The following is a 20,900-nucleotide window of genomic DNA, read 5'->3' on the forward strand; positions in this document are numbered from 1 at the left end:
GGATCCCATCCTTCACCAGGAGCGGCGCGCGCTCGCGCCGCCGTCCACGAGGATCGTCTGCCCGGTGACCCAGGCGGCGTCCTCGGAGAGCAGGAACGCGGCCGGCCCGGCCACGTCGTCGGGCGCGCCGAGGCGGGCGAGCGGGTACGCGCCCGCGGCCTCCGCCTCGCGGCCCTCGTACAGCGCCTTCGAGAAGCGGGACTTGACCACCGCGGGCGCCAGCGCGTTGACGCGGACCGCCGGGGCCAGCTCCTCCGCCAGCTGCTCGGTCAGGTTGATCAAGGCGGCCTTCGAGACGCCGTAGAAGCCGATGCCGGGGCTGGAGGCGGTGCCCGCGATGGAGGCCATGTTGACGACCGACCTGAGGCGGCCCGCGGCGGCGGCCCGGCGGGTCCAGCCCAGCGCGGCGATCACGTTGACTTCGAGGATCTTGCGGGCCGCGTCGAGGTCGATGCCGGTGAGGGGCCCGTAGGCGGGGTTGATCCCGGCGTTGTTGACGAGGTGGTCGAGGCCGCCGAAGCGCTCGGCCGCGTGCGCGACCGCGGCGGCCTGGTGGTCGGGGTCGTCGGCCTTCCCGGCGACGCCGGAGGCGCGCTCCTCGCCGAGCTCGGCGACCGCGGCTTTCAGGGCGTCCCCGTCGCGGCCGGTGACGACCACCGAGGCGCCTTCGCTGACGAGCCTGCGGGCGATGGCGAAGCCGATCCCCCTGCTCGCTCCGGTGATCAGGGCGACGCTGCCCTCGAACCTCTGCATTCGCGACTCCAAACCGTCTGGTCGGTATGTGCGAGCACTCTACCATCGCGCACCCCGACGGGAAACCCGCCGCGGCCGTCAGGGCGACGGTCGGCCTGCCCCGCACCGGAAAGCGGTCCGCCGCTTTGCCGTCTGGAACCGTGCGGGTTCAATGGACCCATGCCGATCCTCAGCGTCCGCACCCTGAACCGGACCCTCCTCGCCCGCCAGTTCCTGGACGAGCGCACGCCGCTCGAACCGCTCGCCGCCGTCAAACACCTGGTCGCGCTCCAGGGGCAGTTCCCCAACAGCCCCTACCTGAGCCTGTGGACGCGGCTCGCGGCATTCGAGCGCGACGACCTCACCGCGCTGCTGGAGGACCGGGCGGTCCTCCGGTCGCTGTCCTTGCGGCGCACCATGCACCTCACCGCGGCCGACGACTACCGGTGGCTGCGGCCCGCCGTGCAGCCCGCGGTGCAGGGCATCCTGAAGTCCTCTTACTACGGCGACGAGATCGAGGGCCTCGACCTCGACGAGCTCACCCGCGTCGGCCGCGACCTCCTCGCCGGGAGGACCCTCACCCGCAAGGAGTTCGGCGCGCTCCTCGCCGAGCGCTTCCCGGGACGCCACGGCGGCAGGCTTGCGGACACACTGGAGGTCACGACCGCACTGGCGCACGCGCCGCGCAACGGCGCGTGGGGCGGCTGGAAGCACCCGAGCAATGTCGCGGTCGCCTTGGCGGAGGAGCAGACCGGCCTGCCGATGAGCGGGTCGCGGGACCTCGAGGGCCTGGTCCTGCGCTACCTCGCCGCGTTCGGCCCGGCGAGCGTCATGGACGTCCAGTCGTGGTCGGGCGTGACCCGGCTGCGCGAACCGGTGGAGCGGCTGCGGGAGGGCCTGCGCGTCTACACGTCCGAGGACGGCGTCGAGCTGTTCGACCTGCCGGACGCGGTGCTCGCCGACCCCGACCGGGACGTCCCGGTCCGCTTCGTGCCCGCCTTCGACAACGCCCTGCTCGGCCACCGCGACCGCACCCGCGTGATCAGCGAGGAGGACCGGAAGCGGTACGCGCGCGGCGCCTCCGGCGGCATCCCCATGTTCCTGCTCGACGGTTTCGCGGCCGGTACCTGGTCCTTCCAGGGCTCGGCGATCACCGTCGAACCGATCAGGCCGCTCAAGCCCGCCGACGCCGACGCCGTCCTCGAAGAGGCCGAACGCCTGCTCGCGTTCATCGCGCCCGCGGGCGAGCGCCGCGTGGTCCTCAACGAAGCTGCTTGAGCCCCAACGGAATCAACGACCGCGCAAGGGCCGGAAGAAGTCGCGGAGGTCCTGGACGAGGAGGTCCGGGGCCTCCATCGCGGCGAAGTGGCCGCCGCGGTCGAACTCGGACCAGTGGACGATCCGGTGCCCGCGTTCGAGGAGCGACCGGACGGCCGGGTCGGTCGGGAAGACCGCGACGCCGGTCGGCACGTCCGAGTACGCGGGCGCCGGCTCGTCGCGCACGGCCCGGTACTGGTGCGCCGAGGTCGCGCCGGTGCCGGTGAGCCAGTAGAGGGTCACGTTGGTGAGGAGCTGGTCGACGTCGACGGCGTGCTCGGGGAGGCGCGCGGCGGGGTCGGTCCAGTCGTGGAACTTGTCGGCGATCCACGCGAGCTGGCCCACCGGGGAGTCGTTGAGGGCGTAGGCGATCGTCTGGGGCTTCGTGGACTGGAGGTCGGCGTACCCGGTGCCGTGGCGCACCAGGTCCCTTACGTTCTCGAGCCGTTCCCGCTCGTCGGGCGTGAGCGAGGCGAGGCCCGGATCGTCCGTGGGCGGGAGTTCGAGGCCGCCGTTGACGTGCACGCCCGCGACCCGGTCGGGCGCGAGGCGGCCGAGCGCCGGGGAGACCTTCGAACCGGTGTCGCCGCCGTGCGCGCCGAAGCGGTCGTAGCCGAGCCGGTCCATGAGGGCGAGCCAGGCGCGGGCGATGCGGGCGTGGTCCCAGTCGGGCGCGGACAGCGGCGTCGAGAACCCGAACCCGGGCAGGGAGGGCGCGACCACGTGGAACGCGTCGGCGGGGTCGCCGCCGTGGGCGCGGGGGTCGGCGAGCGGCCCGAGGACCTTCTGGAACTCGACGACCGACCCGGGCCAGCCGTGCGTGACGATGAGCGGCAGCGCGTCGGGCTCCGGGGAGCGGGCGTGCAGGAAGTGGATCCGCTGGCCCTCGATCTCGGTGAGCCCCTGCGGGAACGCGTTCAGCGCCGCCTCGTGCTCGCGCCAGTCGTAGCGGTGCAGCCAGTGGTCGGCGAGGCGGCGCAGGTACAGGACGGGGACGCCGCGGGCCCAGCCCGGTTCGGGGCTCGCGGCGGGCCAGCGGGTGAGCCGCAGCCGGTCGTGCAGGTCGTCGAGAGCGGCTTGCTGCACTGCGATGCGGAAGTCCGCGATCGGTTCCATGGTGTCCTTCCCCGTGCGCGGTCGGCTTCCGCCCATCGAAGCAGGACCGGCTGCACGCGTCCACCGCTTTCGGGACCGGCTGGCAGCGGCCGACGACGGCGCGCCCGGGTTCGGCAACCGCACCGAACGGCGGTCCGAGCGCTGCTACGGTCGAACCGCAGGCGCGAGCTTCCTGCCATGAAATCGAGCCGCCAGCGGCGAGCCGGCCGGCGGCGGACGACCCGGAGGCTGATGTGGACAACGAGCGGGAGCCGGTCGAGCTCGAGCCGAAGGTCGCGATGGCGTACCTGATCCGCGCCGAGTACGGACGCGTCGCGTTCATCGTCGACGACCTGCCGGTCATCAGGCCCTTGAACCACGCCGTCGTCGACGGCGACATCGTCGTCTACACCCACCATGCCTCGGCCTTCGCCCGAGCTGTGCGGGCGCGGCCGGGACTGCCGGTCTCGTACCAGTCCGACGAGATCAAGCCGCACAGCCACATCGGGTGGAGCGTACTCGTGAGAGGCACCGCGACCGACGTCTCCGACCACCCCCGGGCCACGCAACTGGGCCGTCAGGTCCAGTCATGGATAGACCGGCCCCACGACATGGTCATCGCCATCCATCCCAGCGAGGTCACCGGACTGCGCCTCACCATCGGGCGCTGAACCCCCGACCGGCGGTCTGACGGCAGCTCGGACCGCCGGGACCTCCGGGTCAGGTGGCGTAGGACCGGGCCTGGAGCCGCCAGAGCTCGGCGTAGGCGCCGTCCGCCGCGACGAGGTCGCGGTGCGGGCCCAGTTCGATGAGCTCGCCCGCTTCCAGCACGGCGATCGCGTCGGCGTGGACGACGCCTTGGAGCCGGTGGGAGATGAGCACGGTCGACGCTGTCCCCGCGCGGGCGCGCAGCGTGTCGAAGAGCTGCGCCTCGGCGCGGGCGTCGAGCGCGGCCGAAGGCTCGTCCGCGACGAGCAGCGCGCCCTGGTCGCGGTAGAGCCCTCGCGCGGAGGACAGCCGCTGCCACTGCCCGCCGCTCAGATCGGTGCCGCCGCGGAACTCCGTGTCCAGCAACTGGTTCCAGCCGTGCTCGAAACCCTCGATCATGTCGAGCGCGCCCGCGTCCCGGGCCGCCGCGACCAGCCGCTCCCGGTCGACCGGCTCGCTCGACCGCCCGAGCCGCACCGAAAGCTCCGCGGTGAACGGCCAGCGTTGGATCTGCTGGGCGATCACCGCCACGTGGCAGCGCCACCGCGCGGGGTCGACGCGCGAGATGTCGACGCCGTCCCACAGGATCTGTCCCTTTGTGGGCGTGTACAACCCGCACAGCAGCTTCGCCACGGTGGTCTTGCCCGAGCCGTTCTCGCCCACGAGCGCCAGCGTCTTCCCGCGCTCGATCACGAGGCTCACACCGGTGACGGCGTCAGTGTCCTTGCCGGGGTAGCGGAACGAGACGTCGACCAGTTCGATCAGCTCCGGCGGCGGCAGCGGCCCGGCCCCGGCCTCGACCGGCGCCGGACCGGCGAGGTGGGGCTGCGCCGCGATGCGCTCAGCGGCGATCGCGTCGAACTCGTGCCGGTCGGCCGCGTACAGGCCGTCCTCGTAGACCGTGTTGACTGCGACGAGCAGGTTCTCCATCCCCGCCCTCCCCTGCCCGATCGCGATGACCGCGGCGGCCGCGACCGCGAGCGGCACCGTTCCGGCCGCGAGCATCCACAGGAGCACGCCGTAGACGGCCGCGACCGCGACCCCGGCGACGATCTGCCCGAGCGCGCGGGTGAGGGTCTGCGAACGGATCACGTCGAAGTCGGCGCGCGTCTCCTGGTCGACCATCACCTGGTGCTGGCCGCGCAGCCACGCTCCGGCCTCGTGGTAGCGCTGGTCGTCGGCGGTCCAGCGGTTGTCCATGAGCCACTCGACCATCCACAGCCGACGCCGCCGCGAGACCCGGGACCGGTTGGAGACGTACATGAGCCGCGCCGACCGGACCGCGGCCCAGCCCGTCGGCAGCGCCGCGGCGAACAGCAGCGGGATGAGCACCGGCTCGATGACCGCGAGCGCCGCGGCCACTGCCGCGACCGTGACCGCCGCCGTCACCAGGTCGACCACATCGCCCACGAGGTCCACGACGGCCCTCGATCCACGGTCCTTCGCGGCCTTCAACCGGTCGGCGAACGTGTCGTCGTCGAACGCGGAGCGCGGCACCTCGGTGACGAGCCGGTAGAACTCGCGCTCAGTTCGGTTGAGCACCAAGGGGTTCAACCGCTGCTGCGCGTACCCGGCGACGATGCCCAGGCCCGCGCGGGCCGCCGTCGCGCCTGCGAGCAGCGCCAGCGCCGGGCCCGCGGCGAGCACGCGGTCCCAGGTCGGCGCGGCTGCGAACAGGGTCGCGGTCGCATCCGAGACGGCCAGGAGCGCCGTCGTGGTCGCGACGCCGGCGACCACGCTGAGCCCGACCGCCGCGACCGTCCATCCCCTCGAAGCGGTCCAGGCGGTCCGCAGCGCCTGCCGCACCAGGCCCGGCAGCCGCCGGGCCATGCGCCAGAACGAGGCCGTCTCGGCGTCCTCCGCATGCCGGTACCAGGCGATGTCCTCGAGTTCGGGCAGCGCCGAGGCATCGGCCGCCGCATCGTCCCTTCGCCGCTGCCGCGGAATCAACCGCGCCAACCAGCCTGTCCTGCTTCGCATCCGGCCTCCGTCGCCCGCTCGCCCGACTCCGCGAGCCCCATCATCCCGGCCGGGACCGACAATCGGGGTCCCGCAGCCGCCTGCGGGAAGGTCGGGTTCACGACAGCGGGTAACTCCCAGTCAAGCTCCCACAGCCGCATCACCCCGGACCGGTCCCGGGAGATCAGACGGCCGAAGTCGGCGCTGCCCGCCACATAGGAGACGTCGGAGCCGTGCGCCCGTTCGCTCCAGATGCGCGCCCCCGCGTCGAGGTCCCACAGTTCGATGAGCCCGTTGCGGCACCCGGTGGCCAGGAAGCGCGCTTCTGCGGAGAACGCCATGCACTCGACGCCCTTTCCGTCCCACAGCGCCGGACCGGTCTCCTCGTCGAAGGCTGGAACGTCGTGTTCGAACACGGTCGCCCCTGACGCGGTGTCGACGGCTTTGAAACCGCTCGGTGTCTGGAGCGCGATGCGGCCGCCGTCGACCGAGACCGCCGGAACCTCCATGTTGCTCATCCTGACCGGGCTCACGGTGTAGACCGCCGCGCGGGTTTCGAGGTCCCAGGCGGTCAGCGAGCCGACGTCGGCGACCAGCAGCACTCCTTGCCCGACGGCGAGCACCGGGTCGAAGTACGTATGCGGCACGGTCCAACCGCCGGTGCCGCTGTTCACGACCACCGTGCACCGAGCGGCGGGATTGCCGCCGCCGCGCTGGACGGCTGCCCGGACACCCGCGTAGAACACCACGTCCAGCATCGGGAACGAGGCACGCGAGACAGTGAAGGAGGCGGGCCTGCCTTGGCCGGGAAGCGTCTCCACACTGTTCGACGCGTCCTCGTGCAGCGCCATCACGGCGTCCTCGTCGCCGCTGAACGCGATCGCGCGAATCGGCCGCAGCCAACTCGCCTCACCCTTGGTGAGCCGCTGCGACTCGGCCAAGCGGTCGAACGGGGCCACTCGCACGTATACGCCCAGTTCGGCGACGGCGACCAGGTCGCCGCTCGGCGATATCGCCACCGCGGGCTGCTGGGTGTGCGAGAACGTCATGCTCCCGGCCTGCCACATGCCGGTCAGCACGGTGCGCGAACGGCGGCGCCCGAGCTGCCTCCACATCGCTCTGAGCCGAGGATCCCGTTTCCGCCCCGGAATGTCGCGGGCGTCCCGCAGCCGCGCCGCGGCCCGGGTCTCGTCGCCGTTGCGCAACTGGTGCTCCGCTTCCGCGAGCATCGCGTCGAAAGCGGTCGCTTCACTGATGAGCCGCTCGGTCCGCTGCGGAGGCGCGTACGCCATGGGCGCGGCGAACTGCATCGCCTCGGTGGGGACGATGCGAATCGACCGGCGCCCGCCGCCGGGGCCGCTCGCGACCAGCACGGCTTTCGAGCCGTCACCGCTGAACGCCGCTTCCGTGAAGTCGATCAGCTGGTCTTCGTACACCTCGGGACGCACGGTGGAGGCGATCCGGCCCGAGGCCACATCGAGGTAGCAGTGAACGCCGTGGGACTGGTAGTAGAGGCCCTGCGCGGTCGGCGCGTGCAGCGCCAGCAGGCGACCGTATCCGAGCTGCTGGCGGGTGAAGTGGCTGACGCGTTCGAGTGCCACGGTGTCGAAGACCGTGATCGAACCGAGCGGGCACATGGCGAGCGCGCCCGCGTAGCGGTCGAAGACGACTTCGGAGCGGCGCCATTTCATACCCGGTCCGGTGCCCGGGTAGGGGACGTTCGCCATCAGGGCGCCGTCGCGGGCGGACCAGATGTCGACGGTTCCGTCGCCGTGCACGGGCTCCTCATGGAACGACGCCGACGTGCACACCTCGGCGTCGACGCTGAGCCGGATCTCGTGCACGGCCCCGGCGTGGCCGTGCCAGGAGGCGACGGCGCCACGGTCATCGGTGGCGACCACCGAGATCGTCCCGTTCCGCTCGCCTACGGCGAGAAACCGGCCGCACTCGCTGACCGCGAGGGACGTCGCACCGGCCCAGGAGATCCGCGTCGGTGGAGCGCCCGCTCCGTTCCACAGCTCGATCGAGTCGTCGCTGTACAACAGCGCCGTCACGTCGGAGTCCAAGCTCATGGACGCGTCGACGGCATCGGGTCCGGTCTCGTGCAACTGCGACCGCAGCCGGCCGGTCGTCGTGTCCCAGTGCTCAACGGAGCCGCCCGGTCCGGCGAGCAGGAGTGTCGCACCGGCATCGACCGCGAACGTCGTCACGCCTTCGGGCCGGTCGGGAAGGTGCACGATGCTCGGGTCGGCGGTCGCGGCCTCGAGGACCTCTGCGAGCGGCCGGGATTCGGCCGCGTCGGGGGAGGCCTGTCGCGCCCGGTCCAGGTGCTCGCGGGCGCGGGCGCGGTCGCCGCGCTCGAGGTGGATGAAGCCGAGCAGCACCTCGCCGTGCCAGGACGCCTCGAACTGCTGCGCTGTGGCGATGTCGGCCAGCACGGCTTCATCGGTCATATTGCCTGAGCGCCAGTCGACCAGACCGTTGTTGTACACCGCGTAGAGGTCGTGTGGGTCGGCCGCCACGGCGGCGCGGAGGAATTCGGTCGCCTTGTCGTACTCCCCCAGGTCCCCGTACGACAATGCGCGGTTCGACAGCCATTCGGCGGTCGCCGATCCCGGCAGCGTCTCCGGTCGCGGGTAGGGTTCGCCCGCGGCCTCCTCCCACGCCTCCCGCATCGCCAGCGCCACCGATGCGAGGTCCGGGCGGGCCCCGGGGTCCGGGTCGAGGCACGCGGCGAGCAGGCGGACCGCGCCCCGCGGCAGCGGCGACGCCGCCAACGCCGGGAGGATCGCCGCCGGGTGGGGGGCGTCGTCGCCCCAGGGCCGCAGGCCGAGCGCGAGTTCGGCCATGGTGGCCGCCCACGACCAGGCGTCGGTGTGCGGCCCGACCGGTGAGCGGTCCCCGGCGACGGCCGCTCGCTGCTCGGGTGAGCAGTACCGCAGGTCCCCGCCGGGCTCGCCGGATCCCGTCTCCGCCATGAGGTTCGACGAGCCGAAGTCGGTGACCCTGACGATCCCGCCCGAGCCGAGCATCAGGTTGTCGGGCTTGACATCGCGGTGCGCGAGCCCTGACCGGTGCGCGTGTCCGACGCCTCTTGCCGCCTGCACGCCGACGTCGAGCCAGCGCAGCAGGCCCGCCTGCTCGGCGGGGTCGACCGCGCCGACGAGCGTCCGTGCCGTGCCGCCGTCCATCCATTCGGTGAAGACCACCGGGATCTCGTCCAGTCTGCGGACGTAGACGCCGCTGACGACGTTCGGGTGCGGCTCCAGCGCCATCCACGCGCGGGCCTCGGCTTCGAACGCGTCGACCGCGCCGAGAGCCGATCGGTACGGGACCTTCGCGGCCAGGTCCACCCGCCAGTCGCGGTGGCGGACACGGAAGACGGCGGCGGTCAGGCCCGTGCGGTTGGCGGCGGTCACCTCGTAGACGTCGGCGACGGTCGCGCCGACCCGCCAGCTGCTGCTCACGGCGGGCTCACCGCCGCAGCGCGACGTACAAGGGACTGCCGAGGAGCACGCGACGGGTGCGTCCGTCCACCGTCACGTGGCCTTCGTGGAGCGTCGTCGCCGTGAACTCGAGCGGCTGCTGGGGACCGTCGAGCGCTTCGGCCGCCCGGAAGACGGTCTCGGCCTCGGAACCGCTTCCGGCGACGTCGTCGATCAACCCGCGTGTCCGCTCGTCCTCCAGAGCTGACATCGTCTCCAACCGGTCGAGGAGCACGGGCGGCAGCGAACTGGAGGGGAGCGACTGTTCGTCCGAGCCGGGGGCGCTGAGGAGATGGCGGTCCGATCCTCCCAGCACCACTGTGGTGCCCTCTATCTCGCCCGCGAAGACCGCTGCGAGCCCGGTTTCGGGGGTGCCGATCACGTTCCACCGCATGAGGCCCTGGCCGTGGAAGTACCCGGCCGGATCGGCCACGGTCCCTATCTCGCCGTCGACGTGCAGCTGCTCGATGACCCGGTCGAGCAGGGACGCCTCGGTGTCGTCGGCCGTCTCGACGGTGCGTTTCGCGGAGAAGAGCTTGACCGAGAACCCCGCTTCGGTGCTGCGTTTGACCGGGCGGCGCGACACCATCTGGTCGGACAGCATGCGCACCTTGGTTGTAGAGACGTAGTAGTAGTACCGCAACAGCATCGACCCAGTCTCCCCCATCGTCCTCGACGGCGCTGTCGTGGCATCGACACAGCGAGGTCCTGCGCGTGCCGGTAGTGAGTGGCGCATAGGAGGTCGAGAGCATCGCAGGCTCGCCATCGGCGAAGACCTGCAGTCGGTCGCGCGGATCCGTCTCACCGCAGCTCAACGCCGCACCTCGATTCCGGAATGGCGCTGCAACGCGTCCAGGAATGCGTCTTCGGAGGGCTCTGCGCCTTTCATGTCGCACATGATGTACCCGCGTGCCTGTTCAGAGTAGAAGTCCCAGGCATCCCGGGGGCGAACCCGCCGCCTTTCGGCAGCCGTGCGACCACCTGGTGGTGGCCCCCGGTGAGGTGATGATGGCGATGTGGTCGATGTTCGCCCAAGGCACTCTGACGAAGTGGGTGTTCGGGAACCGTCGTCGCACGGTGAACTCCCGCGCAGAGAGCTCGGGATCGCGATCGAGGAGGGTCCAGACCATCATGCCGATGCCGAACGCCGCCATGAGGTACCCGTAGAACAGGTCGCCGACCTGGGGGTAGGGCAGGCACGCGAAGTGCTCGACGTTGCCGTCCTCCTCCCCTGCCGCTCTTCCCGTCGGCCTGGCGTCGCGTGAGAGGCGGTACTGCCGGTAGGCGAAATAGGTCCCGGCGACGGCAGCGGCGGTACCGATCATTTGCAAGCCCGTGTCAAGACCTGTCTCCATGGAATGACCTTAGATGGCTTCCAGTCGTGGTGCGACCCTGCGAGATCGGCCGCATGGAGCCCTCGTGAGGCGCCGCTGCCACAAGGTCACGCCGCCGCCGCACCCGGCCGGGCACTGCCAATACACCGGCGGCGACTTGGCTGCCGCCATGTCGCGCGAACCTGCGGCGTCTGACTGCGGGCCCGGGGCTTCGTGCGACCTCCGGCTAGCGCGCGGACGAGGCGAGCGCGGGGTAGGCCTGCGGGTTCGCGGCCATGAACGCGTCGAAGTCGCGCGGCTTGCGGCCGGTGAACCGTTCCACGACGTCAGTGACCTCCTCGTAGACGCCTGCGCCGAGAGACGCGTACTGCCCGGCGAGATCGTCGGCGAGCTGGGAATCGAGGCCGTACCCGCGCAGCCGGTCGGCGATCACCCGCGCCGGCTCGCCGCGGAAGCCCACCGGGCGGCCGCGCCCTTCGCTGAGCTTCGCGGCGATCTCGGTGTACGTGACCGCCTCAGGCCCTGTGATCACATAGGAATTATTGCGGCCCGTGTCGCCGGTGAGCAGTTCGGCTGCGACCGCGGCGATGTCGAAGCAGTCGACGAAGGCCACGCGCGCGTCGCCTTCGGGGCCGATGAGGTTGCCGTCCTCGTCGCCCAGGCTCGTCTCGGGGCGGAGGAAGTTCTGCATGTACCCGCCGGGCTGGAGCATCGTCCACTCCAGTCCGGACTCCTTGAGGTACGCCTCGACCGCGCCGTGGCCGCCTTCGGACATAGGGCCGCCGATGCGGGCGTTCCACACCGAGAGCTTGACGACGTGCCGCACTCCGGCGGCCTTCGCGGCATCGATGACGTTGCGCTCCCAGCGGATCATCGGCTGCTCACCGTCCACGAGATAGCCCTGGGCCCCAGGGGAAGCGAGGAAGACGCGGTCCACGCCCGCCATCGCCGCGGCGAGCGACGCCGGGTCCGCGAAATCGCCCACGGCGTAGGGGGCGCCGAGCGCGTCGCCCTTCCCGCGGTCGCGGACGAGGGCCTTGAACGCCGAGCCGCGTGCCTTCAGCTGCGACACAAGGTGGCCGCCAGTCGATCCGGTCGCTCCGGTCACGAGAATCATGGGTTTCCTCCAAGGTAAGTGGAAGTTTTTCTTCCGTATATTGGCGAGGCTAGCATAACCGGAAGAAAATCGTCCAGTACTATCGAGGGTATGGAAACGACCGCCCGAGCGCCCCGGCTGCGAGCCGATGCCCAGCGCAACCGCGAACGCATCATCGCCGGAGCCGGGGAGCTCATCAGCGAGCGCGGCCCCGACGTCCCCATGGAAGACATCGCCCAGCGAGCAGGCGTCGGCGTCGGGACCCTGTACCGACGTTTCCCCGACCGGCACTCGCTTATCCGCGAGGTCGCCGCCGAGATGTTCCGACGCGGCATCGCTCTCGCCGAGGCCCAGTTTGATGCGCCGACGGGCTGGGACGCGGTCGTACGTCTCGTCCGCTTCTGCGGCGAACCGGGCCTCGGCGAACTCTCGGCCGCCCTCCGGCCCTGGCTCGCCGAGCACCGCGATGGGGACGCCGAACTGCGCGGCCTCACCATGGACTGGCTGGACCGGTTCGAGCGCGCCGTCCGCGACGCTCAGGACGAGGGCGCGATGCGCACCGACATAACCGGCTCCGACCTGCTGCGGCTCATCAGCCTCACCACCTGTCGGATGCCCGAACTCCCCGCCGACGCCAACCGCGCGGCGTCAGCGCGTTATCTCGAGATCATCATCGACGGCCTGAGGACCTGAGACGGCTGTAGAGCCGCGCGGACCTCCGCCAGCACCTACAGCCAGTCCTTGGCCTTGAACACGAAGTAGAGGATGACCGAGACGGTCAGCATGAGGACGATCGCGAACGGGTAGCCCAGCAGCCAGTGGAGCTCGGGCATGTGGTCGAAGTTCATGCCGTAGACGGTGCCGACCAGGGTGGGGGCGAACAGGATCGCAGCCCAGGAGGAGATCCTCTTGATCTCCTCGTTCTGCGCCAGGCTGGTCTCGGTCATGCGGCGCATCTCCTCGTTCTGGCGCTGCGCGACGACGGTGGCGTTCGCGGTGAGCATGTTGTTCAGCAGCTCGCGGAACGAGTCGATGCGCTCATTGACGCGCACCGAGTGGTCCTCCACGTCGCGCAGCAGCCGCTGCAGCTCCAGGTCCACCTTGTACTTGTCGAACCCGGAGCGCAGCGAGGCGAACATGTCCGCGAGCGGCTCGACCGCGTGCCGGAAGTCGATCACCTCGCGACCGAGCTGGTAGATCCGGCGGGAGACCTCGGCGTCGCCGTCGAAGACCTGCGTCTCGATCTGGTCGATGTCGATGGCGACCCCGCGCAGCACCGGGGCGTAGTCGTCGACGATCCGGTCGAGCACCGCGTACAGGACCGCTTCGGGGCCCAGGCGCAGCAGCTCCGGGTGCTCCTCCATGCGGCGGCGCACGGGCCGCAGGTCGGGGGCCTCGGAGTGGCGGATCGTGACCACGAAGTCCGGGCCGATGAACATGTGGAGCTCGCCGATGTCGACGACCTCCTCGGAGTCGACGTACCGGGCCGGGTGCAGTACCACGAACAGCGTGTCGCCGTACCGTTCGAGTTTGGGCCGCTGGTGGGCGTGGAGGGCGTCCTCGACCGCGAGCGGGTGGAGGCCGAACTCGAACGCGATCGCCTCGATGTTCTCGCGCTCGGGCCGGTACAGCCCGATCCAGCCCAGGCCCTTGCGCTCGCGGATCAGCTCGTAGGTCTGGTCCAGCGATTCGGGTTCGATCCGCTCGCCGTCGCAGTACACGGCGTTGTCGACGACCGCCGTGCCGCTGCCGGTCCGCTCCGGGGCCTTCGCGGGCGCCGTCTCCGGCACCGCCTCGCCGCGACCGCGCTTGCGGTCGGACTTGCCCAGATGCTCGCGCAGCGAAGTGATGCGGTCGTACCAGCGCATGGTTCGATCCTCCTGTCGTCCGGGGAGCCTTCGGCGCAACGCTATCCGAGTACGGTCATCCGCGGTGCGCACCTCGAATCCCGTCGGCCGCGACGTGCTGTATAGGCCCGGGAGGCATGTTTCGGCGTTTCCGCAGTTAGATAAATATCTACAAAGCTCGACAGTGGTCTAGATTCGGCAGTCCAGGGCATTGTTCTTCGCCTCAGATGGTCCCCTTCTTGGTCCCCCGCATCTGTCATTCAGCGCCGGTTTCATGAAAGGAGACGTTCGGCGGACTGAGCGACGCCGGGTTCCAGATGATTGGCCTGCTCGAAGTCGGTCGGGACGCCGACTGGCCGCTCTCGGGGCTGTCGTCTTATCCGCCGCCCGACCACTCCCCGGCCGGCGGCATCGGGTGTCGTTCCATGGTTGCCCTGTCTCTCTCCCACTTCGGGCGAATCCGGAAATCCCCGGTGACGCCGAACAGGCTTCGGGGCAGGCGGTCGATCCCGAAGAGCTTCATACAGGCGGCAGCGAAGTCGCACGGCAAATCGTGCTCGACGTCGATGCCGTTCCAGAGCTCGGCCACCGCTCGGTCCGCGTATGCGAGCGAGGCCTGATCCCACTCGACCTCCAACTGGACCTGGTCCGTTCGAGCGGTGGTAGCCGCCCGCTGAATCGTATGCAGTGACACGGCCCAGAAGTCCACTCCGCCGATCTCGTACGCGGCTTCCCCGTCGATCCAGGTGCGCTCCTTGTCCGCAATCAGGTCCAAGTGCATGATCCGCCCGGCTGTTCCCTTGAGGAGCACCACCCAGTCCTTTCGCTTGAACCATGCCCGCAGCGGATGGACAGGATCGATCCACGGGTCGAACTGGCTGGTCATCGGAAGGCAGCTCTGCACCGCCCGCAGCGTCGGCTCATAGGCCTCGCCGGCTTCGAGCAGCCGCGTGAGCGCAGAGCGCTGCGGGGGCACGGCCTCCTCAGCTATCCGCTTGGCGTGCCGTGGGTTTCGAGGGTCGAGCGTGGCGATATGTTCTGACTCGGTGTGCAGATCGGTGAGGATCGAATGTTGGCGCTTCAGATAGATCGCCGCCGCATCGAGCCACTCCAGCACCTGGGCCTCCGGGATCGTGCGCCAGTTGGATCATTTGACGTAGCCGCCCAAAGCCTGGATCGCGGGCGGCTCTTCGGCTTCGGGCTCGGGCTCCCCGGCATCGGACGTGAACGGTGTTGCGAACGGTGCGAGCGGTGGAAGTGGCACTGCGACGACCGGCAACCGCGTCGCTTCACGTGCAAGCTCGCGATTGAGCCAATCGGTGCGCATCGAGCGGTAGTCGATCTGAACAAACGGGTCCGATGCCCAGAGGTGCCAGACGGCACGTCCGCTGGAGGTCCATCGTCCCGACAGGGTGCGAGACGCAGGGGACCGGAACGCAGCTCGGAGCGTGTCAAGCGCCTCTGCGGCTTCGTGGAGTCCGTGCGGCACCCGTTCGGGGCGGCCGAACAGGTCCCGACGTCGCCTGGCAGAAAACCACGGATACCGGAAGAGCGTCATTTTCCCAGTCTGGCAGGAAAATCGGGGACCGGTCCCGCTGCGGACTAGGATCGGACGCCATGGTGCCGCTCGATCGATGTTCGCGCACCGCCTTCGCATCAGCACCGGAGGATCGATGGACGATGCCGCCCTGGACGGGTTCGAGGCCCACCGGCCCCGGCTGCTCGCCGTCGCCTACCGGCTGCTCGGGTCGGTGGCCGATGCCGAAGACGCCGTGCAGGACGCGTACCTGCGGTGGAAGGGGGCCGATCGTTCAGGCATCGAGGTGCCGGAGGCGTGGCTCGTCAGGACGGTCGCGAACCTGTGCCTGGACCGGTTGGGATCGGCGCGGGCGCGACGGGAGCGGACCTTCGAGCGGTTGCCGGAGCCGGTGCTCGACGGGGACCCGATGCTCGGCCCCGCCGAGACCGCGGTGCAGCGAGAGTCGGTGTCGCTGGCGGTCCTGCAGCTGATGGAGCGTCTGTCGCCGCCCGAGCGCGCCGTGTACGTGCTTCGGGAGGCGTTCGGCTACTCGCACAAGGAGATCGCCGAGATGATCGGTGTCTCGGAGGCCGCCAGTCAGCAGCACTTCCACCGGGCCCGGTTCCGCGTCTCCAGAGCCCCCCGGCAAGAAGCCGATCAGACCGAAGCGCGGCGCGTGGTCGAGGCGTTCCTGGCCGCGGCCGCGACCGGGCGACTTGAGACGCTGGTGGTGATGCTCGCCGAGGACGCCACGGCCGTCTCCGACAGCGCGGGCCTCCTCGAGAAGCCGATCCGGCACCTGGGTGCGGCGGCAGTCGCCGCGTATCTGCGGGCCGCGTATAAGCCGACGCCCGCCAAACACCGGCTCATCGGCGGCGCCCCCGCGATCTACGCGGACCTGGTCAACGGCGCCCCGGCAGCGGTCGCGGTGGTCGACGGCAAGGTCGTCGGCGTCATGACCCTCGAACTCGACGGCAGCGGCCGCATCGCCGCGCTGCGCAGCTATGCGGCTCCCGATCGCCTTGCGCGCCTGAGCGGGCAGTGGGCCGACCGGGTACATGGGGAGCCGGTACTCGCTGTCTGGTGAAGCTGTGAAGCCGATCTCGATTCCGCCCCGGCTGTCAGGAACCGCCGTGCCTCCCTCGTCTAGTCGCATCACCGACAGCGAAGGAGCGCATCCATGCCGCACCGCATCGTCATCCTGGGGGCCGGGTACGCCGGCCTGACCGCCGCACGCAGGCTCGGCACCCTGCTCAAAGGCACGGACGCCGAGATCGTCCTGGTCAACGACCGGACCGATTTCGTCGAACGCCTGCGCCTGCACCAGGTCGCCGCCGGTCAGGACCTCCCCCGCCGCGAACTGGCGGACCTGCTTCACGGGTCCGGCGTACGGTTCCACTGCGCGCGCGTTGAGACCGTCGACGTGCACGGCCGCAAGCTGTTCGCCGACGGCGAGCCCATCGGCTACGACTCGCTCGTCTACGCCCTGGGCAGCGCGGGAATCCCGCTGCCGAACGAAGCGCATACCTGGAGCGCGGCCTCACCCGTCGCGGCACTGCGCCTGCGCGGCAGGCTCGCCAGGGCCGCTGCCGGGGAACGCGTGCTCGTAGTCGGCGGCGGCCTGACGGGACTGGAGGTGGCATCGGAGATCGCCGAGGCCCGGCCGGACCTGTCGGTCGCGCTGGCGACCTCGGGCAGGCTCGGCGGCTGGCTCGTGCCTGGAGCGCGCGCGCATCTGCGGCGCGGTTTCGCGCGCCTGGGAATCGAAGTGCGCGAAGGCGTCCGGGTCCGGGAGGTCACCGAGGACGGTGCGGTCGCCGCGGACGGCGCGCGTTTCGGAGCGGACGTGACGATCGGCGCCACCGGGTTCGCGCCCGACCCCATCGCGGCCGGTTCGGGACTCGGGGTGAACGAGCGCGGCCAGGTGGTCGTGGACGCCGCGATGCGCTCGGTCTCGCATCCCGAAGTGTTCGCTGTCGGCGACGCCGCCTTCGCGATGGGGCCGGGAGGGCGGCCGCTGCGGATGTCGTGCTCGTCGGGGATGCCGACGGGCTGGCTCGCCGCCGGGCACCTCGCGGCCGCGATCGCCGGTCGCCGCCCGCCGATCCTCAAGGTCCGGTACTTCCACCAGACGGTCAGCCTCGGCCGACGGGATGCGGTGGTGCAGTTCGTGACCGCCGACGACCGGCCCAGACGCGGCTATCTCACCGGCAGGACCGCGGTGTTGTACAAAGAGGCGCTGTGCCGGATCGCTGTGTGGAGCTTCAGACACGATCTCCCGAAAGGAAGATGAACGAGAGGTCGGGCGCTAGCCGCGTGTGCTTCGGTGAGGAGGTTCCGGCTCTCGTGGAACGTAAGCCCCGCCATGGCTGCCGCTGCCTCGGACGCTTCAATGCGTCCGAGGCAGCGGACGGTCACGCGGCGGAGCAGGTCACCTCCGGGGCTTCGGCCGGGCTGGACCCGATGAAACCGAATACGTCGCGGGTCTGTCCTGTGGCGACGGTGGCGTTCCAGCCGACGTCGGTGGCGGTGACGGTGCTGCCGGACTGGGTGAGTCCGGCGTTCCAGGACGAAGTGACGGTGGTGGCCCCCGACCAGGTCCACCGCAGCGTCCAGCCGTCCACGGCCGCGGCGTCGGCGGTGATGCGGACGTTGCCCTGCCAGCCCGAGCCCCAGTCGTTGACGATCACGATCACGGCTGAGCAGTCGCCCGCAGGGGCAGTGGTGGGTTCGGTCGAGGTGGGCACCTCGGTGGTGGTGGGGTCGGGGTCGTCGCCGAAGACCGAGGCGCGCTCGGCCGTCGCGCCGATCCCGTTGGCGCCGTGGAAGACTCGTTCGCCCCAGGGCCGCATCTGCGCGGGGTCGAAGTTGATCACCTGGTCGTGGGAGCCGCCGCTGTTGCCCGACCAGGACCACGCGATCCAGCCGATCCCGCGGGCTTGGGCCTCGGCTTCGATCGTGGTGGGGGTGTCCTCGCCGAACTCGCCGACGATGAGCGGCAGGCCCTTGGCTTCGAACGCGTCGAAGTAGTCGATCACGGTCTGCGGTTGGGCGTAGACGCTGTACATGTGGACGGAGAACACGGTGTTCTTCAGTGGGTCGGCGTCGAAGATCCGCTGAGCTGCCTGGCCGTCGCGCATGGTGTTGGTCCAGTCCTGGCCCCAGTTGGGCGCGTCCGCGATGAGCGTGTGCTCGAAACCGGCCGAGCGCAGGCGCTGGACCGCAGCTGTCATTGCGGGCTCCCAGCCCGCGACGTTTGCGTTGCCCCAGGGCTCGTTGCCGATGTTGACGATTACGTAGGCCTCTTCGCCTTCGAGGGCGTCCTGGATGCTGATCCAGTAGTCGACGGCCTGGTCGAGGCTGGCGGCGTTGGGCGCGGAGGTGTCGGCGTAGCCGGTGGTGTCGTGGACTTCCAGGACGCAGACGACGCGGTTCGCCTTGCAGTCGGCGATGATCGCCTCGACGTTCGCGGCCGGGGTCGGGCCCCACTGCTGGCCGGAGCCGAGGACGACGCGGACCGTGTTGGCGCCGAGGTCGCTCATATCGCTGATGGACTGGTCGCGGTCGCGGTACCACTCGTAGGGGTGGGTGGAGCCGCGCATGATGAACACGTTCCCGTTGGCGTCGACGAGGTCGGAGCCGACGACGTGGAACCCGTTCGGCTGGGCTTGCGCGGGCGTGAGGGCGAACAGCCCGGCGGCGGCGAGCGCCGCGGCGGTGAACGCGGCGAGCGCGATGCGTCGCAGCGAACGGCGCTGGCGGGCGAGGGTTGTGGTTGCCATACCGATGCCTTTCTGGTGATGGTCCGGAGGTCGGTGCGGTCGGCGCCCCGCCGCCGGACGAACCCGCGGGGCGGCCGGTCCGGTCAGCCCTTGATGGCGCCGGTGATGACGGCTTTCGTGAAGTGCTTCTGGATGAACGGGTACATGACGACGATAGGGACGATCGTGCAGACGATCGCGGCCGTCTTGAGCGAGGCCGCGGGGGCGTTCGCCGCCCCGGAGGAGATCGCCGCCGCTGCGGCTGCGTCCTGCCCTTGCGGGCCGGTGGCGGCGAGCAGCCACTGCTGGATGAGCACCTGGATCGGCTTGGTCTCCAGGCCGGGCGTGTAGAGCACGGCCAGGAAATAGGTGTTCCAGTAGCCGACGGCGTAGAACAGGCCGATGACGGCGAGGATCGCCTTCGACATCGGCAGCACGATCGCGAACAGCGTCCGGAACTCCCCCGCGCCGTCGATCCGGGCCGCGTCGATGAGCTCCCCGGGCACGCTTGTCATGAAGAAGGTGCGCAGCACGATGAGGTTCCAGGCGCTGAAGCACACCGGCAGGATCAGCGCCCACATGTCGTTGAGCAGGCCGAGGTCCTGCACGACCAGGTACGCCGGGTACATGCCGGGCGCGAACAGGAGGGTGATGAGGATGGCGGTGAGGAACTTGCGGTGCGCGACCGAGCCGGGCCGGGAGAGCCCGTAGGCGGCCGCGACGGTGAGGGAGAGGCTGATCGCGGTGCCGACGACGGTGAGCAGCAGCGTGAACAGCAGCGACTTCGTCACCGCTCCTCCGGAGAGGATCTCACGGTAGGCCTGGAGGCTCACCTCGGTGGGGAGGAAGACCATGTCTCCGCCGGACTCGTCGAGGATGTCGTCGGTGGCGACGCTCGTGGCGATGATCGACCATAGTGGAATGATGACGGCGGCGGCGTAGGCCGCCAGGAACAGTGCTTTGACGGCTTTGCCGAGCAGGCTCGGCTCCTCGTCCCAGGCGGCGCGCTTCGAGCGGCGCCGATATGCGATGGCGGTCATGACTTCTGGTAGATCCCCTGGTCTCCGAGCCGGTGGGCGATGTGGTTCGCGGTGAGGATGAGGCAGAGCCCGATGACGCCCTTGAACAGGCCCGCCGCAGTACCGAGGGCTTCGCCGTTGGACGAGAGGATCGTCCGGTAGTAGACGAACGTGTCGAGCACTTCCGAAGCGCCCCAGCCGACCGCTTCACGCTGCAGCTGGTACTGCTCGAAACCGACGGAGAGGACCCCGCCCAGCTGCAGGATCAACAGGAGCACGATCACCGGCCGGATGCCGGGCAAGGTGATGTGCCACAGGCGCCGCCACCGGTTCGCGCCGTCGACTGCGGCGGCCTCGTAGAGGCTCGGGTTGATGGAGGCCAGAGCGGCGAGGAAGATGATCATGCCCCAGCCCGCGTCCTTCCAGGTCCATTGCAGCCAGGCGAGGAACAGGAACGTGTCGGGGTCGCGCATGATCTCCAGGCGTTCGCCGCCCATGCCCACCAGCCAGCGGCTCAGCATGCCGCCCTCGCCGAGCATCTGGGTGAAGATCGAGACGACCAGCACCCATGAGAAGAAGTGCGGCAGGAACACGATGGTCTGGAACAGGCTGCGGAGCCTCGTGGAGACCACACTGTGCATCAGCAGCGCGAGCCCGATCGAGATCGGGAAGACGAATAGCAGCGCCGCGAGCGCGAACAGCAGCGTGTTCAGCAGCGCGTCGACGAAGTACGGGTCCTGGAACAGGATCTGGAAGTGGGTGAAGCCGACGATCCGGTTCTCCCACAGCGGCTGGTAAGGGCTGTAGTCCATGAAGGCGATGACGTTGTAGACCGAGGGGCCGTAGAAGAACACGGCGATCTGCGCCAGCACCGGGACGGTGAGGACGATCAGCGGCCAGTCCTGCCGCAGCCGGTGCCGCATGGCCCGCTTCCTGCGCGCGGGCTTCTCCGGTCTCGGCGGGGTGTCGGCGGGGCGGTCCGCCAGCGTCGCTGTTGCTGCCATTGCGCTCTCGTTGTCGTCGAAGGG

18 protein-coding genes are annotated in these 20,900 nt (G+C 70.2%); 5 read left to right on the top strand and 13 right to left on the bottom strand.

All coding sequences use genetic code 11. The annotated features are described in order from the left end of the window. Nucleotides 1–12 precede the first annotated feature (12 nt). Nucleotides 13–753 carry an SDR family oxidoreductase gene (locus ACGGCP_RS16175; RefSeq protein WP_392966786.1) on the bottom strand — a complete coding sequence of 247 codons (741 nt, stop codon included), beginning with the start codon at nt 751–753 and terminating at the stop codon, nt 13–15. A 159-nt stretch (nt 754–912) separates the two neighbouring features. Here ACGGCP_RS16175 and ACGGCP_RS16180 point away from each other — a divergent pair, with 159 nt between their 5' ends. Further along, nucleotides 913–2,010 (top strand): winged helix DNA-binding domain-containing protein, encoded by a 1,098-nt coding sequence (locus ACGGCP_RS16180; RefSeq protein ID WP_392966788.1) that lies wholly within the window; start codon nt 913–915, stop codon nt 2,008–2,010. Between the two features lie 12 nt (nt 2,011–2,022). Here ACGGCP_RS16180 and ACGGCP_RS16185 read toward each other — a convergent pair whose 3' ends face one another. Next, the gene (locus ACGGCP_RS16185) at nt 2,023–3,165 is read right to left on the bottom strand and encodes an epoxide hydrolase family protein (RefSeq protein WP_392966789.1); all 1,143 of its coding nucleotides are present in this window, start codon (nt 3,163–3,165) and stop codon (nt 2,023–2,025) included. 233 nt (nt 3,166–3,398) lie between these two features. Here ACGGCP_RS16185 and ACGGCP_RS16190 point away from each other — a divergent pair, with 233 nt between their 5' ends. Continuing rightward, nucleotides 3,399–3,815: a pyridoxamine 5'-phosphate oxidase family protein gene (locus tag ACGGCP_RS16190; RefSeq protein WP_392966791.1), complete on the top strand. Its 417-nt coding sequence runs from the start codon at nt 3,399–3,401 to the stop codon at nt 3,813–3,815. A 49-nt stretch (nt 3,816–3,864) separates the two neighbouring features. Here ACGGCP_RS16190 and ACGGCP_RS16195 read toward each other — a convergent pair whose 3' ends face one another. The 5 genes from ACGGCP_RS16195 to ACGGCP_RS16215 form a co-directional block, all read right to left on the bottom strand. Beyond that, nucleotides 3,865–5,832, bottom strand: coding sequence for an ATP-binding cassette domain-containing protein (locus ACGGCP_RS16195; RefSeq protein ID WP_392966793.1), 1,968 nt, complete (start codon nt 5,830–5,832; stop codon nt 3,865–3,867). After that, nucleotides 5,799–9,278, bottom strand: coding sequence for a protein kinase (locus ACGGCP_RS16200; protein ID WP_392966795.1), 3,480 nt, complete (start codon nt 9,276–9,278; stop codon nt 5,799–5,801). Before ACGGCP_RS16200 ends, ACGGCP_RS16195 begins: the two co-directional genes overlap by 34 nt. A gap of 7 nt (nt 9,279–9,285) precedes the next feature. Beyond that, nucleotides 9,286–9,945: a DUF7019 family protein gene (locus ACGGCP_RS16205; protein WP_392966797.1), complete on the bottom strand. Its 660-nt coding sequence runs from the start codon at nt 9,943–9,945 to the stop codon at nt 9,286–9,288. Between the two features lie 268 nt (nt 9,946–10,213). Then, nucleotides 10,214–10,651: a hypothetical protein gene (locus ACGGCP_RS16210; protein WP_392966799.1), complete on the bottom strand. Its 438-nt coding sequence runs from the start codon at nt 10,649–10,651 to the stop codon at nt 10,214–10,216. Nucleotides 10,652–10,856: 205 nt separating this feature from the next. Next, nucleotides 10,857–11,747, bottom strand: a complete 891-nt coding sequence (locus tag ACGGCP_RS16215) for an SDR family oxidoreductase (RefSeq protein ID WP_392966801.1) — start codon at nt 11,745–11,747, stop codon at nt 10,857–10,859. A gap of 90 nt (nt 11,748–11,837) precedes the next feature. On the opposite strand from ACGGCP_RS16215, the gene ACGGCP_RS16220 reads away from it, so the two are divergent. Continuing rightward, the gene (locus tag ACGGCP_RS16220) at nt 11,838–12,419 is read left to right on the top strand and encodes a TetR/AcrR family transcriptional regulator (protein WP_392966803.1); all 582 of its coding nucleotides are present in this window, start codon (nt 11,838–11,840) and stop codon (nt 12,417–12,419) included. Nucleotides 12,420–12,454: 35 nt separating this feature from the next. Here ACGGCP_RS16220 and ACGGCP_RS16225 read toward each other — a convergent pair whose 3' ends face one another. The 3 genes from ACGGCP_RS16225 to ACGGCP_RS16235 all read right to left on the bottom strand — a co-directional run bounded on the left by ACGGCP_RS16225 (nt 12,455) and on the right by ACGGCP_RS16235 (nt 15,131). Then, nucleotides 12,455–13,594: a magnesium and cobalt transport protein CorA gene (locus ACGGCP_RS16225; protein WP_392966805.1), complete on the bottom strand. Its 1,140-nt coding sequence runs from the start codon at nt 13,592–13,594 to the stop codon at nt 12,455–12,457. A gap of 355 nt (nt 13,595–13,949) precedes the next feature. Continuing rightward, nucleotides 13,950–14,690, bottom strand: a complete 741-nt coding sequence (locus ACGGCP_RS16230) for a hypothetical protein (RefSeq protein WP_392966807.1) — start codon at nt 14,688–14,690, stop codon at nt 13,950–13,952. A gap of 30 nt (nt 14,691–14,720) precedes the next feature. Continuing rightward, nucleotides 14,721–15,131, bottom strand: a complete 411-nt coding sequence (locus tag ACGGCP_RS16235) for a hypothetical protein (protein WP_392966809.1) — start codon at nt 15,129–15,131, stop codon at nt 14,721–14,723. 115 nt (nt 15,132–15,246) lie between these two features. On the opposite strand from ACGGCP_RS16235, the gene ACGGCP_RS16240 reads away from it, so the two are divergent. Then, complete coding sequence (locus ACGGCP_RS16240) at nt 15,247–16,179, top strand: sigma-70 family RNA polymerase sigma factor (RefSeq protein WP_392966811.1); 933 nt, start codon at nt 15,247–15,249, stop codon at nt 16,177–16,179. Nucleotides 16,180–16,272: 93 nt separating this feature from the next. Beyond that, the gene (locus ACGGCP_RS16245) at nt 16,273–17,385 is read left to right on the top strand and encodes an NAD(P)/FAD-dependent oxidoreductase (protein WP_392966813.1); all 1,113 of its coding nucleotides are present in this window, start codon (nt 16,273–16,275) and stop codon (nt 17,383–17,385) included. 121 nt (nt 17,386–17,506) lie between these two features. Here the strand turns inward: ACGGCP_RS16245 and ACGGCP_RS16250 are convergent, their stop codons facing one another. The 3 genes from ACGGCP_RS16250 to ACGGCP_RS16260 all read right to left on the bottom strand — a co-directional run bounded on the left by ACGGCP_RS16250 (nt 17,507) and on the right by ACGGCP_RS16260 (nt 20,876). Beyond that, the gene (locus tag ACGGCP_RS16250; RefSeq protein ID WP_392966815.1) at nt 17,507–18,874 is read right to left on the bottom strand and encodes a cellulase family glycosylhydrolase; all 1,368 of its coding nucleotides are present in this window, start codon (nt 18,872–18,874) and stop codon (nt 17,507–17,509) included. An 83-nt stretch (nt 18,875–18,957) separates the two neighbouring features. Beyond that, nucleotides 18,958–19,893, bottom strand: coding sequence for a carbohydrate ABC transporter permease (locus tag ACGGCP_RS16255; protein ID WP_392966816.1), 936 nt, complete (start codon nt 19,891–19,893; stop codon nt 18,958–18,960). Then, complete coding sequence (locus ACGGCP_RS16260; RefSeq protein WP_392966818.1) at nt 19,890–20,876, bottom strand: ABC transporter permease; 987 nt, start codon at nt 20,874–20,876, stop codon at nt 19,890–19,892. Before ACGGCP_RS16260 ends, ACGGCP_RS16255 begins: the two co-directional genes overlap by 4 nt. Nucleotides 20,877–20,900: the final 24 nt, after the last annotated feature.

The sequence above is a fragment of the Glycomyces sp. NPDC048151 genome (assembly GCF_043202775.1).
GTDB lineage: Bacteria > Actinomycetota > Actinomycetes > Mycobacteriales > Micromonosporaceae > Glycomyces.

Bases quoted from the DNA above. Each gene is read 5' to 3' on its own strand.
- ACGGCP_RS16225 (WP_392966805.1), bottom strand. From the start codon at position 13,594: ATGCGCTGGTACGACCGCATCACTTCGCTGCGCGAGCATCTGGGCAAG.
- ACGGCP_RS16260 (WP_392966818.1), bottom strand. From the start codon at position 20,876: ATGGCAGCAACAGCGACGCTGGCGGACCGCCCCGCCGACACCCCGCCG.
- ACGGCP_RS16220 (WP_392966803.1), top strand. From the start codon at position 11,838: ATGGAAACGACCGCCCGAGCGCCCCGGCTGCGAGCCGATGCCCAGCGC.
- ACGGCP_RS16205 (WP_392966797.1), bottom strand. From the start codon at position 9,945: ATGCTGTTGCGGTACTACTACTACGTCTCTACAACCAAGGTGCGCATG.
- ACGGCP_RS16175 (WP_392966786.1), bottom strand. From the start codon at position 753: ATGCAGAGGTTCGAGGGCAGCGTCGCCCTGATCACCGGAGCGAGCAGG.
- ACGGCP_RS16210 (WP_392966799.1), bottom strand. From the start codon at position 10,651: ATGGAGACAGGTCTTGACACGGGCTTGCAAATGATCGGTACCGCCGCT.
- ACGGCP_RS16215 (WP_392966801.1), bottom strand. From the start codon at position 11,747: ATGATTCTCGTGACCGGAGCGACCGGATCGACTGGCGGCCACCTTGTG.
- ACGGCP_RS16195 (WP_392966793.1), bottom strand. From the start codon at position 5,832: ATGCGAAGCAGGACAGGCTGGTTGGCGCGGTTGATTCCGCGGCAGCGG.
- ACGGCP_RS16240 (WP_392966811.1), top strand. From the start codon at position 15,247: ATGGACGATGCCGCCCTGGACGGGTTCGAGGCCCACCGGCCCCGGCTG.
- ACGGCP_RS16180 (WP_392966788.1), top strand. From the start codon at position 913: ATGCCGATCCTCAGCGTCCGCACCCTGAACCGGACCCTCCTCGCCCGC.
- ACGGCP_RS16185 (WP_392966789.1), bottom strand. From the start codon at position 3,165: ATGGAACCGATCGCGGACTTCCGCATCGCAGTGCAGCAAGCCGCTCTC.
- ACGGCP_RS16235 (WP_392966809.1), bottom strand. From the start codon at position 15,131: ATGACGCTCTTCCGGTATCCGTGGTTTTCTGCCAGGCGACGTCGGGAC.
- ACGGCP_RS16250 (WP_392966815.1), bottom strand. From the start codon at position 18,874: ATGGCAACCACAACCCTCGCCCGCCAGCGCCGTTCGCTGCGACGCATC.
- ACGGCP_RS16245 (WP_392966813.1), top strand. From the start codon at position 16,273: ATGCCGCACCGCATCGTCATCCTGGGGGCCGGGTACGCCGGCCTGACC.
- ACGGCP_RS16255 (WP_392966816.1), bottom strand. From the start codon at position 19,893: ATGACCGCCATCGCATATCGGCGCCGCTCGAAGCGCGCCGCCTGGGAC.